The organism is Vibrio sp. KUL70, assembly GCF_059725515.1.
Window position 1 is genome coordinate 2,269,918 of the sequence record NZ_AP045834.1, and the last position, 16,726, is coordinate 2,286,643.

Annotated in this window: 17 protein-coding genes; 8 read left to right on the forward strand and 9 right to left on the reverse strand. The window is 43.8% G+C overall.

The window, feature by feature from the left end; translation table 11 throughout:
* Positions 1 to 10: 10 nt before the first annotated feature.
* Genes AC6I7V_RS09935 through AC6I7V_RS09950 form a run of 4 tightly spaced genes read right to left on the reverse strand, consistent with a single transcriptional unit; the run spans position 11 to position 2,327 of the window.
* Complete coding sequence (locus AC6I7V_RS09935) at positions 11 to 421, reverse strand: CBS domain-containing protein (RefSeq protein WP_255230171.1); 411 nt, start codon at positions 419 to 421, stop codon at positions 11 to 13.
* Positions 418 to 768 carry a P-II family nitrogen regulator gene (locus AC6I7V_RS09940; protein WP_255230170.1) on the reverse strand — a complete coding sequence of 117 codons (351 nt, stop codon included), beginning with the start codon at positions 766 to 768 and terminating at the stop codon, positions 418 to 420. The genes AC6I7V_RS09935 and AC6I7V_RS09940 overlap by 4 nt, the downstream gene beginning before the upstream one ends.
* Positions 769 to 1,596: a DUF1538 domain-containing protein gene (locus AC6I7V_RS09945; protein WP_498010800.1), complete on the reverse strand. Its 828-nt coding sequence runs from the start codon at positions 1,594 to 1,596 to the stop codon at positions 769 to 771.
* On the reverse strand, positions 1,593 to 2,327 hold the full coding sequence (locus AC6I7V_RS09950; protein WP_255230168.1) for a DUF1538 domain-containing protein: 735 nt from the start codon (positions 2,325 to 2,327) through the stop codon (positions 1,593 to 1,595). The genes AC6I7V_RS09945 and AC6I7V_RS09950 overlap by 4 nt, the downstream gene beginning before the upstream one ends.
* A gap of 281 nt (positions 2,328 to 2,608) precedes the next feature.
* On the opposite strand from AC6I7V_RS09950, the gene AC6I7V_RS09955 reads away from it, so the two are divergent.
* The 5 genes from AC6I7V_RS09955 to AC6I7V_RS09975 all read left to right on the forward strand — a co-directional run bounded on the left by AC6I7V_RS09955 (position 2,609) and on the right by AC6I7V_RS09975 (position 7,365).
* Complete coding sequence (locus AC6I7V_RS09955; protein ID WP_261881919.1) at positions 2,609 to 3,523, forward strand: TIGR01777 family oxidoreductase; 915 nt, start codon at positions 2,609 to 2,611, stop codon at positions 3,521 to 3,523.
* Between the two features lie 47 nt (positions 3,524 to 3,570).
* Entirely contained in the window at positions 3,571 to 4,398 is an 828-nt protein-coding gene (locus tag AC6I7V_RS09960; protein ID WP_498010801.1) for an SDR family oxidoreductase, read from the forward strand.
* Positions 4,399 to 4,946: 548 nt separating this feature from the next.
* On the forward strand, positions 4,947 to 5,801 hold the full coding sequence (locus AC6I7V_RS09965; RefSeq protein ID WP_498010802.1) for a tetratricopeptide repeat protein: 855 nt from the start codon (positions 4,947 to 4,949) through the stop codon (positions 5,799 to 5,801).
* 178 nt (positions 5,802 to 5,979) lie between these two features.
* On the forward strand, positions 5,980 to 6,906 hold the full coding sequence (locus AC6I7V_RS09970) for an SPFH domain-containing protein (RefSeq protein ID WP_498010803.1): 927 nt from the start codon (positions 5,980 to 5,982) through the stop codon (positions 6,904 to 6,906).
* A 3-nt stretch (positions 6,907 to 6,909) separates the two neighbouring features.
* The gene (locus AC6I7V_RS09975; RefSeq protein WP_498010804.1) at positions 6,910 to 7,365 is read left to right on the forward strand and encodes an NfeD family protein; all 456 of its coding nucleotides are present in this window, start codon (positions 6,910 to 6,912) and stop codon (positions 7,363 to 7,365) included.
* A gap of 57 nt (positions 7,366 to 7,422) precedes the next feature.
* Here AC6I7V_RS09975 and cueR read toward each other — a convergent pair whose 3' ends face one another.
* The 5 genes from cueR to zipA all read right to left on the reverse strand — a co-directional run bounded on the left by cueR (position 7,423) and on the right by zipA (position 13,969).
* Positions 7,423 to 7,812: a Cu(I)-responsive transcriptional regulator gene (gene cueR, locus AC6I7V_RS09980; RefSeq protein ID WP_255230163.1), complete on the reverse strand. Its 390-nt coding sequence runs from the start codon at positions 7,810 to 7,812 to the stop codon at positions 7,423 to 7,425.
* A 540-nt stretch (positions 7,813 to 8,352) separates the two neighbouring features.
* Entirely contained in the window at positions 8,353 to 9,153 is an 801-nt protein-coding gene (locus AC6I7V_RS09985) for a DUF2057 domain-containing protein (protein ID WP_255230162.1), read from the reverse strand.
* 83 nt (positions 9,154 to 9,236) lie between these two features.
* Positions 9,237 to 10,337 carry a chitoporin gene (gene chiP / locus AC6I7V_RS09990; protein WP_255230161.1) on the reverse strand — a complete coding sequence of 367 codons (1,101 nt, stop codon included), beginning with the start codon at positions 10,335 to 10,337 and terminating at the stop codon, positions 9,237 to 9,239.
* 524 nt (positions 10,338 to 10,861) lie between these two features.
* Positions 10,862 to 12,874, reverse strand: coding sequence for an NAD-dependent DNA ligase LigA (gene ligA, locus AC6I7V_RS09995; RefSeq protein ID WP_498010805.1), 2,013 nt, complete (start codon positions 12,872 to 12,874; stop codon positions 10,862 to 10,864).
* Between the two features lie 90 nt (positions 12,875 to 12,964).
* On the reverse strand, positions 12,965 to 13,969 hold the full coding sequence (gene zipA, locus AC6I7V_RS10000; protein WP_255230159.1) for a cell division protein ZipA: 1,005 nt from the start codon (positions 13,967 to 13,969) through the stop codon (positions 12,965 to 12,967).
* 234 nt (positions 13,970 to 14,203) lie between these two features.
* Between zipA and cysZ the strand changes: the two genes are divergently transcribed.
* From cysZ to AC6I7V_RS10015, 3 genes are all read left to right on the forward strand, one after another.
* On the forward strand, positions 14,204 to 14,959 hold the full coding sequence (cysZ, locus tag AC6I7V_RS10005; protein WP_498010806.1) for a sulfate transporter CysZ: 756 nt from the start codon (positions 14,204 to 14,206) through the stop codon (positions 14,957 to 14,959).
* A gap of 227 nt (positions 14,960 to 15,186) precedes the next feature.
* Positions 15,187 to 16,155 (forward strand): cysteine synthase A, encoded by a 969-nt coding sequence (gene cysK / locus AC6I7V_RS10010; protein WP_498010807.1) that lies wholly within the window; start codon positions 15,187 to 15,189, stop codon positions 16,153 to 16,155.
* 300 nt (positions 16,156 to 16,455) lie between these two features.
* Complete coding sequence (locus AC6I7V_RS10015) at positions 16,456 to 16,713, forward strand: HPr family phosphocarrier protein (protein ID WP_498010808.1); 258 nt, start codon at positions 16,456 to 16,458, stop codon at positions 16,711 to 16,713.
* Positions 16,714 to 16,726: the final 13 nt, after the last annotated feature.

Below are 16,726 nucleotides of genomic sequence, written 5' to 3' on the forward strand. Positions count from 1 at the left end.
ACGGTTACACTCACTTTACGTCATCCTTTGCCATACCATTTATCACAATATTATTGTAACTGACCATGCCGATAATCTTTCCCTCTTGAATCACCGGCGCTCTACTCACACCGAAACGTTCAAACAACCGAGCGCAGTACTTAACGTTCATGTCCGCTGAGACACTCAATGCTGGCTTGGTCATAATTTCATAGATGTTAGTCCGTTGTGGAGCCCTATTTTTCGCCAAAACCTGTTTAGCAATATCATTCATCAACACAATACCGTACTCATCACCATCATGACGTTTATCAACGATAAGTGCCTTGACTTGATGTTGCCTAGCCAACCTGATTGCCTCATCAACGGTGATCAATCCATCCACAATAATGTAAGTATTCGCCATCACGTCCGCGACGCACATGGTTTGTTGTTTGCTCATAGTTTCTCCTCAACAACCTTGGTTAATGTTTCAACTTGGTGTGCGACACCGACGGCATCTTCGACGTCGATTTGTACTGCAATCCCTTGTCCCGACTCTTGATCGAATTCCCCCACCTCACTGATGGTTTCTAGAATATGGCGGGATAGGTGCTCCTCGACAACAAACAAGAGGACATCCTTTTGAACCTCTAACGTTAACCCAAAAAATGTCCGCTTTTGATTAAGGCCTTCTCCACGAGCGTTGCTGATCACTGTTGCGCCTGTTGCCCCAGCACCGCGCGCCGCATCAAGAACGATGTCCGTTTTGCTGTCTTCAACAAAAGCTAGAATGAGTTTGAAACGCATCTACTGCTCCTTATATTCTTGTGATTGAACGTCTTGTGGCTGAGCTTTCTGTGGTTCTGGCCGCTGTAACTGATTGAGCCATTGAGTGACTTGTGCGTAACTCATGACAGAAATAATGGGAAAGAGGCTGGCAAAGGCGATCAAGCCAAAACCATCAATAACTGGGTTTCGACCAGGGACTGTCGAAGCCAGACCGAGCCCTAATGCAGTGACCAAAGGCACCGTAACCGTCGATGTCGTCACTCCGCCTGAATCGTATGCCAAGGGTATGATCAATTTCGGGGCGTAAAATGTCTGAACGACCACCACCACATAACCACAAATAATGTAGTAATGAATAGGGTCGCCCGCGACAATCCGATAGCTCCCTAAAGAGATACCAATAGCGACCCCTAGCGCGACAGCAATTCGTAATCCATTAACGCTAATGCTGCCACCCGAAACCTGATTCGCCTTGAGAGCAACGGCGATAAGTGAAGGCTCGGCAATCGTGGTACTAAAGCCGATAAAGAAAGCGAACAGATAGACCCAATAATAGTCGAACCAGCCAAGCTGATGACCATGACTGAATTTAAAGTTACTCAAAAAATCTGGAGCCGTCAGCTGCATCGCCATCGTCTCCCCCAATGGAAACAGAGCGAGTTCTAGCCCCATCAAGAAGAGAGTTAAACCCAGTATGACGTAGAAAAAACCAAGAATGACTCTCATCAGATTAGTAACAGGCTTACGAAGAACGGCCAGTTGGAAGCCAAAAATGATGGCAGCAATCGGGATCACATCTGTCACTGTGCCTAAAAAGGTATCGAAAAATAGATTCAGGCTCATCATGCAATCACCATCCCGTATACCATCACAAACATCATTGGCAATAAGGAAGCAAAGGCAATCAAACCAAAGCCATCAATCATAGGGTTGCGGCCCTTTATTGACGAAGCCAGTCCAACCCCTAAAGCGGTGACAAGAGGAACAGTAATGGTCGATGTCGTTACCCCACCCGAGTCATAAGCAATACCGATAATGTTTTCTGGAGCAAATGCCGTCAGAATAACAACACCCACATAGCCGCCAATGATCATGAAATGAATCGGCCAACCTTTAAGGATACGCAGCACGCCAAGCACTATCGCTAACCCAACAGAGAGCGCTACTGTGACACGAAGGCCGTTAGCGTACTCTTCCATCTCTTGCTCAGAGTTAGGAATCACACCACCTTCTGCGGCGACTTCTGCGGCTTCATCGGCGACGGCGGTCAGTGCCGGTTCAGCTATGGTTGTACCAAAGCCTAAACAGAACGCAAAGATCAATAGCCACATGACGCTACCTTTACGAGCAAAAGCCTGCGCCATCGACTCACCTATGGGGAAAAGTCCCATTTCCAGCCCAAAGATAAAAAAGGTCAACCCCAGTACAACGAGCAACAGACCACTTAAGATTGAAAATAGGTTTGGCAGTGGCTCTTGCAGTACCACCAGCTGAAAAAACGCGATAACAACGACAATAGGCAGCAAATCTCTTAGGCTACCGAGCATGGCTTTCATCAAAGCAAGTATCGCTGTCATCAAATCTCCTTAGCTATCGAGTTAGTGCGGGCAAATTAACCACACAGTGAGTGTCACTTCTCAAATAAGCATGACAAATTATCCTTCGCTGTTATGTGACTCTGATTGAGCACTCAGTAACATATTGAAACATTTTCGCTAAACTGTGAGCACAACCACTAACCAGAGTGAACGCGTTATCACATGAATGAAACCTTATGATCGTTATATAGTTTTCTGCGTAATGGTTGGCAGACTGAAACAAGCCGGGTCTATAATTAACAAATTAAGAGGAGGTAGGTATGAAGATTCTATTGACGGGTGGCACTGGGTTTATTGGCTCAGAATTAATCAAAAGCTGGCAAACAGATGAAGTAACACTACTGACACGGGATCCGTCAAAAGCGAAGATGACACTTAACCACCTCAATCAAAACAATCTTCACTACATCAAATCGTTGGATGACCTTTCTGATCTCAACCGCTTTGACGCTGTTATCAATTTAGCGGGTGAGCCTATCGCCGATAAGCGTTGGAGCGCAAAACAGAAAGAACGTATCTGTCAAAGCCGCTGGCACATTACCGAGAAAATCGTTGAGCTGATTCACGCAAGCACTAACCCACCAAGCGTGTTTATTAGCGGCTCCGCCGTCGGTTACTATGGTGATCAACAAGCTCACCCTTTTGATGAAGCGCTGCACGTTTCAGACGAGAGCTTTGCGCATAAAGTTTGTGCACACTGGGAAGAGATAGCTAAACGAGCACAATCCGAAAACACCAGAGTCGTGCTGCTTAGAACTGGCATTGTCTTAGGAGAGCATGGCGGCGCACTAAGAAAGATGCTTTTACCCTATAAGCTAGGCTTGGGTGGACCACTAGGTTCAGGTGATCAGTACATGCCATGGATCCACCTCCTCGATATGATCCGAGCAATCAATCACCTACTCAATACTCCCCATGCGCAAGGGGAGTTCAATATGTGCGCCCCTCACCCTGCGACCAATAAACAGTTCAGTCGCACCTTAGCCAAACAGCTTGGGCGTCCCCATATACTGTTCACGCCCAAATGGGCGATGTCGCTGATGATGGGTGAATCCTCCTGTCTACTATTTGATAGCATTCGCGCTAAACCAAAGAAACTGACAGAAACGGGCTTTATATTCAGTTACTCAAGAATTGAACCGGCATTGAAAAACTTGTTACAACATCGAGACTAATTCCTTTAACCTAGGGAAAGGTAACAGCCCCTAGGAAAGGAACCCCCGTGACGAAATCAATATTGATTACTGGATGCTCAACCGGCATTGGTTACACCTGTGCTCATGCTCTCAAACAACGAGGCTTTCATGTGATTGCGTCGTGCCGCAACGAGCACGATGTGAAGAAACTCCGACAAGAAGGGTTAGATTGCGTTCAACTCGACCTCAATAATGAGCAGAGTATTGAACGAGGTGTAGAACAAGCATTTACATTAGCTCCAAATGGCCTTTATGCGGTATTTAATAATGGCGCTTATGGTCAACCGGGCGCGTTAGAAGATCTACCAACGCAAGGGTTACGCGACCAATTCCAAACCAATTTTTTCGGCTGGCATCATCTGATTCGGTTAGTGCTTCCGAGTATGCGTGAACGTGGCGAAGGACGAATCATTCAAAACAGCTCAGTGCTTGGTTTCGCAGCGATGAAATATCGCGGCGCTTACAACGCCTCTAAATTTGCCATCGAAGGGTGGACAGATACTCTCAGACTTGAACTGCATGGCAGCGGTATCCACATTTGCTTACTTCAACCAGGGCCGATTGAAACAGAGTTTCGACGCAACGCTCTGACCGCATTCAATCGTTGGATTGATCCAACCAGCAGTGTCCACTATCAATACTATCAACAGCAACAACAGCGACTAGAAAACGAAGCCTCCGGCAACCGTTTCGTACTTCCTCCAGAAAGCTGTATTGAGCCCGTCTATCATGCACTCACCGCCGAAAAGCCTAGATTGCGTTATCGAGTGACAACGCCAACAAAGATCTTTGCGATCCTAAAACGCCTACTACCCAACCGTTGGCTGGATCCGATTTTACGTAAAGCAGCCTAACAACAAATAATCGAATAAATCGCAAAAATCGTGTAACGATGTAATTTGTTCGTAACAATAAGATGTCATGATTCACATCGTAGCATCAAGCGCTCCTGCTTGGTGTATCAATTGAAGGTACATTCATGACTCTTAACACCTTAAACTGGGTTGGTGTGAGTGTTGCCATCACCCTGTTTTTACTGTTTTGAGTACTAACCGGGATTGCACCTCCAACCTAATTGGTAAATGACGCTATGCTTTCACGCCCTAACAATCGGCGCAGAAATCGTAGCGTTTTTTTATGGCCTAATCCCCTATCTTGCTCTCTCTTCACTGTAATACCAATCACAGTAAGTAAGTGATCAAAAATAGCGCAGGAAAAAGGCTTGAGAACAAGGCAGCATTTTTCGATAAGTAGTTATTCTACAATCAAAAATTCTAACGCAGTTATCGAGCATTTTAACAAGCTAGGGTGAGCAATTATTTACTACGATTGGTATAATCTTGAAGTTACATTAACTGCCCCCATATCACTGTTAGCACTCAACTTAACTCAAGGAACGCTGATGCAATCGCCGCATATTGTTGAACTCAATGAACAGAACTTTCGTCAGGTATTAGAAGGTTCAATGCAGACTCCTGTTCTGATCCATTTTTGGGCACCGATGAGCCAAGAGAGCGCTCAGATCATCCCTGATCTTCAAACGCTTACCCAGCAGTACAATGGTGCATTTACCTTGGCACTATTAAACTGCGAGCAAGAACAAGCAATTGCGAGCCAATTTGGTGTGCAAGCACTACCGACCATTGCTTTATTCGTTAATGGACAGCCTGTAGACGGCCTAGGTGGTCCACAAACTATCGAAGCAATTGTTGACATGCTAAGCAAGCATCTTCCTAGCCAAGATGAATTAGCGCTTCGTCAAGCTCTAGAGCAAATGCAAGCTGGAGAACATCTACAAGCGCTTACTGCAATGCAGCAGCTACCAGAAGAACTCACCAATAAAGGTGAAGTGAAACTCGCCATTGCAGAGTGTTTTCTAGAAACGCAACAGTTTGAGTTGGCGGAAGCACAACTCGCTGCTATCCCACTAGAGTATCAAGACAACTATTTCAAAGGCTTAGTGGCAAAACTCGAACTGCATAAGCAAGCTGCTGATAGCCCTGAGATCCAAGCATTAGAAGCAAACCTGCAAGCCAATCCTAGCGATGCGAAAATCGCTGCGGAGCTCGCACTGCAGTATCACCAAGTCAACCGAAGTGAAGAGGCACTTGAATTGCTGTGGTCATTTCTAGTGAAAGACCTAAACGCACTAGACGGCGACATGAAGAAAAGCTTCATGGATATTCTAAGTGCACTAGGACAAGGCAACGCCAATGCGAGCAAGTACCGTCGACAACTCTACTCGCTGCTCTACTAGTCTCAGCTACTGTGTAAGCACTCAATAAGCTCGCTCTTCCCGAGATAATAGAAATTAAAAATGGGCTATAAAATCAATATTTTATAGCCCATTTCTCATTTATAAATTTGCTCAGAGTACAAAATTAAGCCACTATCTTTAAAGTAAAATCGAAGACTCGTTTAAACAAGGATTTTGTATGGCTATTGATACTCTAATTACTATCGGCGGTTTTACCGTTGTTGCCCTTCTATTTATTTTCGCAGGTATAAAAACCGTCCCTCAGGGGAACAACTGGACCGTTGAACGTTTCGGTCGCTACACCCATACCCTCAAACCGGGTTTGAATTTGATCATTCCGTTTATTGATAGCATTGGTCAAAAAATCAACATGATGGAGCGTGTATTAGATATTCCAGCACAAGAAGTTATCTCTAAAGATAACGCGAATGTTGTTATCGATGCAGTCTGTTTCGTGCAGGTGATCGATGCAGCAAGAGCGGCCTATGAGGTTAACGATCTTGAGCACGCAATTCGCAATCTAACGCTCACCAACATTCGTACTGTCCTTGGCTCTATGGAACTGGATGAGATGCTAAGCCAGCGTGACATGATCAACAGCAAGTTGTTAAATATTGTTGATGAAGCCACCAACCCTTGGGGCGTCAAAGTCACTCGTATCGAAATTAAAGACGTGCAACCACCCGCTGACCTTACCGCTGCAATGAACGCACAAATGAAAGCTGAGCGTAACAAACGTGCTGACATCCTAGAAGCAGAAGGTGTGCGACAAGCTGAGATCCTAAAGGCTGAAGGCCACAAGCAGTCAGAAATCTTAAAAGCAGAAGGTGAAAAGCAAGCGGCTATCCTTCAAGCAGAGGCGCGCGAGCGTGCTGCAGAAGCAGAAGCGAAAGCAACGGAAATGGTATCTACAGCGATAGCTCAAGGTGACATGCAAGCAGTAAACTACTTCATCGCTCAAGGTTATACCGATGCGCTTAAATCGATTGGTCAAGCGGAAAATGGTAAGATCATCATGCTGCCACTAGAAGCATCGGGGCTAATGGGCTCAGTTGCGGGTATTGCAGAGATGTTTTCTCACAAAGGAACAAATAACAAGGAGTAGCTGATGATTGAACTATTGGATCAGGTAAACCACTGGCACTGGCTTGCTTTTGGCTTACTGCTACTTGGATTAGAGCTATTGGGCACTGCAGGGTACTTTCTCTGGATTGGCATTTCAGCAATGATTGTCGGTGCACTGCTTGGCATTTTACCGCTGAGCTGGCAAATGCAATGGCTCTCGTTCGCCAGTTTTTCGCTAATCACAACTTGGTTATGGTGGCGCAGACAACTAAAAAGTGATCGTAAGTCAGATAAAGCTCGAGTACTCAATCAGCGCGATAAGCAGTTGATAGGAAAAACCACTCGATTGGAAGACGCTATCCAGAAAGGTCGATGTCGTATCCGACTCGGTGACACCACTTGGTCAGCCATTGCCGAGACTGACATCGCCGCAGGCTCCGAAGTCGTAGTAACAGCGGTTGATGGTATTGTTCTCACGATCGCACCAGTCAACAAATAGTCACAAGGCCACTAGGTTATGCGTTAACACTGCGTACTATGCTAATGGCCTGATCGATTACTCATCGACAAGATCATTAATGATCGGACAATGACTATTGGTATCGCCCGGGCACTTTTCAACCCAACCCTCTAATGTTGTCTTTATCGCCATCAAATCCGCAATTTTTCGATTCACTTCATCAAGCTTGCTCTGAGCTTTTGCTTTAACATCGGCGCTTTCTCGGCAAGGATTGTCCGCTAAAGCAACCAACTCCTTACACTCTTCTAAAGAAAAACCAGCGCTTCTTGCCTTAGCAACCACACTTAACTCTTTTAATTGCTTCTGAGTGTAGGTTCGATAACCATTTTCTGAGCGCATCGGCTCAGAAATCACGCCTTTGTCTTCATAGAGACGAATCGATTTCGTAGATAAATTCGTTAGCTTGGCGACTTCACTTATATTCATGATATTACTCAAATCATTAGCAGAACAAGGTTTCCAACCTCACTCATAAACCATCACATTACGTCCAAATCATACACTCAAATACGCTTAATGCGTAGCAAAGATAATAAGAGAAAATAAAGCTCGCGAATTATGCTCAGTTTCACTGACTTTTTAAATAAACGAACAAGTTTCAACAAATTCACGTTACGTAATTTCAATAAGTTACTGATTAATTTAACCAAACTATCGATTGTTATTTTTTATAAAAAATTTTTATATTTTTTGATCTTTGCGAAATAGTTCACATACTAATGAGTATCTCTTGTTTGAAGAGATTTTAAGTGAGGTGTCATTATGAAATATTTTTTAGCATTTGCATGTAGTTTAATTTTTAGTTTTTCTGTATCAGCTCAGAACCCAGGAAATTCCGCTTCAGGGCCTCTGGTTAATTGCGAATTAAATGGTCACGTCGATTACGTGCCTATCGTTATTTGTAAACACAGTAATGGTACGGTTTTAGATTAAAAAAAAGGAGCCGCTGGCTCCTTTTTCTCAATTCTATAGTAACTGTTTAATTATTGCTTTTCTCTCATCTATTGATGCTTTCTCAAACCAATAACTAAACATTTCCGCTTCTTTTGAACCAGTTAATGACTGAATCTCCGCAGAAGAACGGTTTTCAACAGCCCAATTTAGAATCTCATTTTTCTTAGCCGCTGGCACTTCTTCAAACCAGTAAGTCGACATTTCAACAGGTTTAGATACACTCGCAATAGGTTGTTCCGGTTGAACGACAACAGCTGGCGCAGAAACCATAATAGCTGGGGCCAAAGTAGTGCCTGAAGCGCTATTGTAAATAGTCTCGATATATTCTTTAGGAACGATGAAGGTAGTACTTAAAACTCCACCTTGCCCTTCAAGGGTAAACTCAAGATCACTTTGTCTTGCTTGTTGGACGTCTTTTTCTGTCAGAGGAAAGGTAAAGTATTGTGTTCTAGTGCAGTGCTCGCTACAACTTTCTCGTGACACTTGAGTACTGTTAATATCTAGTGACTTACCATTGAAATTAACAGTGGAATATTCTTTGTAGCTTTGGAAGTAACTTACATCCATTGTTATTAGTGATTCAGGCGTCGCATCGTTAGACACTTTGTGGTTGTAAGTAAAGTACAGTGAAGACTTTAAAATATCTGCTCCAACGTTTGCTTTGCTATCGGGAGAGTACGATTGACCTGTAACCTGGATGTATCCATTTTTAGGAGTTATCTCTGCCACAGAATTATCAAAGTTGCTTTTAGAATCTAGTGAACTACAAGCTCCCAAAAATAATGACAATACTGCGATACTTACTTTATTCATTATGCTTAATTCCTTATATTCACTATGTAAAAACGCTGGTAAAGCAACTTACCAGCGTTCGTTTATCTCACTAAGACAATATCTTAGAAGCCGTATTCAAGACCGATACGAGTTACGATATCTGTATCAGCATCACCTACAGTACGACCTGCGATTCGTAGGTAAGGTACAAAGCCATTGTGTACAGCCATCAGCTGACCAGAAATAGTGTTGCTATCTGTGTTAGCTTCTTTTTTACCGTTTAATTCAGACTCAAGGTTAGCTGCGTAGCCAAGTTTGAAACCGATTGGGCCATTCCAGTATTGACCAATAATTGAGTAAGAGTCTTGAGTTTGTTTACGTGTACCGTTGTCTAGCTCTTCGCCTTTATATGCAGCAGCGATCCCGAAGCCTGCCGGTAAGCTCGCTTCAAAACCTACAATATACGCAAATGTATCATCTTTGTAGCCAGGCACTACTGGGTTTTGTACTGGAGTACCAGTATCATCAAGCTCCCAGTCACCGCCTGTTTCTTCAACAACACGAGTACCAGATTCTACTGCACCCATTAATGTTACTTTTTCGAAAGCATATTTTGCACTTGCACCGAAAAACTCTGCATCACGTGTAGCAGCACCACCGCCATTGTCATTGTCATCACGACCAACAGACGCAGCAAAAGAGAAGCCACCGAACTTAGCAGAATCGTAACGGATTTGGTTAGATTGACGATCGTAGTGGCCATTGATACCGCCCCAATCGAATACAGAACCTAGACCTGGGTTAGAAAACGGCCAGTCAACAATTTCGTATAGAGGAGTAAGAACACGACCAACACGTAGGTTACCCCAGTCACCAGATGCACCGATGAAAGTATCACGGAAACCTAGAACACCACCAGAAACACCGCCATGAGACCAGTCAGTGCTATCTACGTAACCTGATTCGATTTGCATCGTAATCGTTACGTCTTCAAACATCTCTTTGTGGGCACGGAAGCCAATACGAGATTCGTTTTCTACAACGAAACCTGAGCTAGAATCGTTGTTATCTGTCGTGTTGTAATTCACAAGAGAGATGGCTGCAACACCGTAAACATCAACGTTGAAGTCTGAGTTGATACCTACTTCTTTAGCCATTGCGCCAGTAGAAATCATTGCTACTGCCGCGCCTAGTAGAGTGCGTTTGAAAATTTTGTTGTCCATGGAATAAAACTCCTAAAAATGGATATAGCTGTTTGATTATTTCTCACCTAAAGTTGGCCGCCGTAGAGAGAAATACCTTTTCTTGTTTAGAACCTCTAACCACATGAGGCTCTTTTCCTTACTGGGTATACACTGCGTGCATCCATGACAACAAGACTAACTTCGCCTCTAAAAAGATCAATGAGAACTTAATTCTCATCTAAAAAAATATGAGTTGGTGCAAATTTATCTATGACTTAGTGATCCCGATCGACAAATATTATAGCAATCTCAATAAGACCAATAAAACAAAATAAAAACAACAACTTAAAATTAAAACAACTTTATAAATAGTGATATCACTCGCAAATAAAAGAGTGACAGAACGGTATTTCATTATTGTTGAGCAAGCTCACAGTCCTAAATTTAGACTTAATATAACGACAAATTTTTCCAAAAATAAAAAGAGTGAGACTTAATGCTCACATACAAAAAAAGGCACTCCAACATGGGAGTGCCTTTTTGCTTTTTTTAGAGCGGTTTATTTATGAAATAAGATCTATTAAGTCTTGCTCATTTCTTATTTCGATGCCCAAATCTTGCGCCTTAGTCAGTTTAGAACCCGCGGCTTCACCAGCAAATAGGATATCTGTTTTCTTGGAAACACTGCCCGTTACTTTTGCACCTAGTGCTTGCAGAGCGGCTTTCGCTTCGCTGCGCCCTAATTGAGAGAGAGAACCGGTCAAAACCACAGTCTTGCCTTCAAGTGGTAGTGACTGCCCTTCTACAGGTGCTTCTATCGCAGGCCAAGTTACTCCAAGCTCTAGTAGCTTCTCAACCACTTCACGGTTATTCTCTTGGGAGAAGAAGCTGGTAATATGACTCGCGACAATATCACCAATATCTTGTACTTCTACAAGTTGTTCGTGCGTTGCAGCCTGAACCAAATCGAGCGACTTAAAGTGCTGAGCAAGGTTCATAGCTGTCGCTTCACCCACTTCTCGAATGCCCAAAGAGTATAAAAAGCGAGCGAGTGTCGTTTCTTTGGCTTTGTTCAGCGCATTCACCACGTTCTGAGCGGATTTAGGCCCCATGCGGTCCAGCACTGTTAAGACACCAGCACTTAGCTTAAACAGATCAGCAGGGGTCTCAACCATTTCACGGTCAACCAATTGCTCAATCACTTTCACACCTAAACCATCAACATCCAGTGCTTTACGCGAGACAAAATGCTTGAGCGCTTCTTTACGTTGCGCCTGACATACTAGGCCTCCGGTGCAACGCGCTACCGCTTCGCCTTCAACACGTTCGACATCAGAGCCACATACAGGACAAGCTGCAGGGAAAACTATCTCTTTTGCAGTGTTAGGGCGACGCTCCATTACCACAGCAACGATCTGTGGGATAACGTCACCCGCACGACGGATTATCACGCTATCCCCAACCATAACGCCCAAACGTTCTATTTCATCTGCGTTATGTAGAGTCGCATTACTTACCGTTACTCCACCAACAAACACCGGCTCTAACTTCGCTACCGGTGTAATGGCACCCGTTCGGCCAACTTGGAACTCGACATCGTTGAGTAAGGTGATCTCTTCCTGCGCTGGGAATTTATACGCTATCGCCCAACGTGGAGCGCGAGCAACAAAGCCTAGAACCTCTTGCGCTGCGATATTGTCAACTTTGATCACCACGCCATCGATCTCATAGGCCAATGCATCCCGACGACTCATGATGTCTTGGTAGTACGCTTTAACGTCACCCAATGAACTTAGCTGTTTGGTCTCTGGACACATTGGCAAGCCCCAACTCTTCAACTGAAGAAAACGTTGGTAATGACTGCCTGAAAGCTCTGCACCTTCAACAACGCCAACACTGTAAGCATAAAACGCTAATGGACGCTTAGCCGTAATACGAGAGTCTAACTGACGCAAGCTACCAGCTGCCGCATTACGCGGATTCACAAACACTTTCTCGCCTTTCTTTAGTGCTTGTTCGTTAAGTTTTTCGAAACCCGCCTTAGGCATGAAGACTTCGCCACGCACTTCAATACGTGTCGGCCAACCTTGACCTTGAAGCTTCAGTGGAATTGAACTGATAGTACGCACATTTTCAGTGATGCTCTCACCGGTTGTGCCATCACCTCGAGTCGCAGCTTGAACAAGCGTGCCGTTTTCATAAAGCAGACTCACCGCTAATCCATCCAGCTTGGGTTCACAACAAAATGTGCTTAAGTCAGCCAATGGAGCACGATCAGACATACGCTTGTTAAATGCGTCTAAATCTTCATCAGAGAAAGCGTTGTCTAAAGAGAGCATTGGAATTTCATGTGTCACTTGTGTAAAGCCATCTAATGGCGCACCGCCGACACGTTGACTTGGTGAGTCTACTGTGACCAAATCTGGATTTTCTTGCTCAATCTTCAGCAGTTGCTGCATTAATCGGTCATATTCTGCGTCAGGGATCTCTGGGCTATCCTCAACGTAATAGCGAACGGCATGATAGTGCAGAGTCTCTTTTAACTGCTCTAAAGTACTTTGAATGGATTCTTTCATATCATTCTCTGTCAGATTGAAGTATCAAAAAGGGCCCCATCAGGAGCCCTTTCTATCATTATAGATTAACTGTAAGGCTTACATTGTCTACTAAGCGCTTTGATTAGCCATAAAGTCTCGAATTTGTTTGCGGTATTCAGACAAGCGATTTGGTGTCATCAGGTTTCGTGACTCGTCCAATACGTTACCACCTAGATCATCGGCAATTTGTTGCGCAGCATTCAGCATCACATTGAAGTTTTGATCGGCTTGACCATAACAAGGTAAGGTCATGAAAAATGAAATGCCTTTAGTTGTAAAGTCTGCTGGGTTGTCATGTTCTAGCGTACCCGGCTGCATCATATTAGCGACACTAAAGATCACTTTCGGAGTTTCTGCTGCTTCTGCGAAACAGTGATAGATAGACATCTCACCATAGGTTAAACCATTGTTTTCCATGCTGCGGAAAAGTTCAGTACCGACAAATGGTGTCTCACCTGCACAGTGTACATTCAGTACAATCACTTCCAAGCCCAAATCGTCGTCTTGTGTCTCTTCAGGCGCTTCTACGATGGGTGAGGTGTCTTGCTGCTGCAAATTCTGTTGCACAGGTTGTGTGTCAAACTCAGACTCTTGTGGCATAGCACCGTAGTGCTCTTTAAAGTCAGCGTGGCTCTCTTTTTGTGCTTCGGTTAATTCAAAACTTGGAACAGCGAGATCAGCAGGTGACTCAGTTTGTAACTCTGACTCTTCTTTAACCGATGCCTCAACGCTGAAAGATGGCAGATCGTTTAATTCAAGATCTTCTTGCTCATTCTTGCTCGATGGGCTTGAAGTCAGTGGATCAGAATCAATCAATGGGTCTGCATTTGTCGGTGATACAGCAAAATCCGGCTCTTTGCGCTCTTTACGAATGATTTCAAAGTCGTCTTCTGGCGCAAAAGAGCGCTCTGGCGTCGAGCTCACGTCATCTAAGCTGTCGTTGTCGAGCTTACCAAGTGGTTTATCACCAAACTTGGCTTTCCCTTCTTTTTTACTCGTCCACAATCCGTGGAACAATAATGCGGCGATCGCTAACGCGCCAACAATAATGAGTACAAATCGCAATTCCTGCATTTTTCGCTCTCAGCTTTCATAGTCACCCTGAATTTTCAGGTCGCTATATCAGTTAGGTTAATTTGACCAATCTCACTACTGTATCAAAAGTAGCTACTGTTTTAGAACAACTTAATACAATAAGTTCCTCAGTTGATGTGATTTTCACCACGCTTTTTTTCTTAATATCGGTCGAGTACACTATAGGTGTTTGCTATTTAACCAACTCCCCCTTATGTGAGCTGATATTCCAATATGACTAATTTATCGATTCCTCGCTCTGGCTTCGGCTATTTCATTTTCGGCGCTAAAATCGCTCTTTCTCCAAGCATCCGTAAATTTGTACTCATGCCTTTGTTGGCAAATGTTTTGCTGGTTGGTGGTGCGCTGTTTTACATCTTTTCTAACCTCAACACTTGGATTGATGGATGGTTAGAAGGTCTTCCTAGTTTTCTCACTTGGTTGAGCTATATTTTGTGGCCGTTGTTGGCGTTAACCATCCTCGCTACCTTCTCATACTTCTTTAGTACATTAGCAAATTTCATCGCGGCTCCGTTTAACGGCTTACTTTCAGAAAAAGTAGAAGAGCTGTTAACGGGTAAAAAAGTAAATGACGATGGCTTAATGGACGTGCTTAAAGATACGCCACGTATCCTGGCTCGTGAATGGCGAAAGCTGGTTTACACGTTACCAAAAGCGATTGGGCTGTTCTTACTGCTGCTCATTCCCGCTCTTGGCCAAACTGTCGCGCCGTTTTTATGGTTCATTTTTACAGCGTGGATGTTAGCTATTCAATACGCAGATTACCCGTTTGATAACCATAAAATCAGCTTTGATGATATGAGAAGCTCATTGAAACAAAAGCAAGGTAAAAGCTATGGATTCGGAGCACTGGTGTCTATTTTTACGACCATTCCAATCCTTAACCTAATTGTTGTACCTGTAGCAGTATGTGGCGCAACAGCCATGTGGGTATCAGAGCACAAAGGGCAATTTACTCACCTTCGCTAACCTCTTTTATTATTCATAAAACGCACGCCCATTTTGTTGAATCACTGATTTCTATCAAAATGGGCGTGCATTCTGCTACATATCTATATGATATAACTTTTTAATCCTTTTACCTTTTTTTCAACTTGTTTAATCTAAATTCAATTTAAACAAACATTGAAATAAACGGGATGACTAAGTCATTGATATGCCGCGTTTAGTTCTGTCATCAAATGAAGGAATATTCCATGAGCAAGATTTACGAAGATAACTCCCTTACGATCGGTAATACACCACTGGTTCGTTTGAACAAAGTAAGTAAAGGCAATGTACTAGCGAAAGTGGAGGCTCGTAACCCTAGCTTCAGCGTTAAGTGTCGTATCGGCGCGAACATGATCTGGGAAGCTGAAAAAGCTGGCACTCTTAAGCCTGGCGTAGAGCTTGTAGAGCCAACAAGTGGTAACACTGGTGTAGCACTTGCCTTCGTTGCAGCAGCTCGTGGTTACAAACTAACGCTAACTATGCCTGAGTCAATGAGCCTGGAGCGTCGTAAGCTACTTAAAGCGCTCGGCGCTAACCTTGAGCTAACAGAAGCGGCGAAAGGCATGAAAGGCGCGATCGCAAAAGCAGAAGAAATTGTTGCAAGCGATCCTGAGAAGTACCTACTTCTTCAACAATTCAACAACCCTGCAAACCCAGAAATCCACGAGAAGACAACAGGTCCTGAAATCTGGGAAGCAACCGACGGTGAGATTGATGTATTCGTAGCCGGTGTGGGTACGGGTGGTACAATTACGGGTACAAGCCGTTACATTAAAGGTGAAAAAGGCAAAGCAATCACTTCTGTAGCGGTTGAACCTGCAGAGTCTCCAGTAATTGCACAAGCACTGGCTGGCGATGAAATTCAACCAGCGCCACACAAAATCCAAGGTATCGGCGCAGGATTTATCCCTGGTAACCTTGATTTAGAACTTGTAGACCGTGTTGAATCGGTGACTTCAGAAGAAGCCATTGAAATGGCACAACGCCTAATGGCCGAAGAAGGTATCCTGGCTGGTATTTCTTCTGGTGCAGCCGTCGTTGCAGCAAACCGCATCGCGGAACTACCTGAATTTGAAGGGAAAACAATTGTTACAGTTTTACCAAGCTCAGGTGAACGTTACCTCAGCACAGCCCTATTTGCCGGCATTTTTACCGATAAAGAGAACCAACAGTAATATGTGGTCAAATCAATATTTGGTCTAAAAAAGCCCCTAAATGGGGCTTTTTTGTTGATCCCTGCCCCACCTTTGGTAATATCACCCTTGTTTTATTTTTCGCTTCAAAATAAAAGAAGCAATAAACCAGATTCTGAAAGTCGTGAGTTCTCACAAAAGAGCACCAAGGCTGGATAAAATTTTAATCAAACTGTTCAAACACGAACATAGCGCACTACACTCTGGCGAATGCATGTCAGAGAAGTTAAGCTAAACTTGGTTATAATCTTTACAAATAATAAATTAATTGGGGTATATAAAATGTACGAGAAGCAAGTAGAAATCACAGCAGAAAACGGTCTTCACACTCGTCCAGCTGCACAGTTCGTTAAAGAAGCAAAATCTTTCGACGCAGACATCACTGTGACTTCTAACGGTAAAAGCGCTAGCGCTAAGAGCCTATTCAAACTACAAACTCTAGGCCTAGTTAAAGGCACTGTAGTTTCTATTTCTGCTGAAGGCCCACAAGCTCAGCAAGCTGTAGACTACCTAGTTGCTCTAATGGACCAACTACACTAATTCGGTCTTCTTC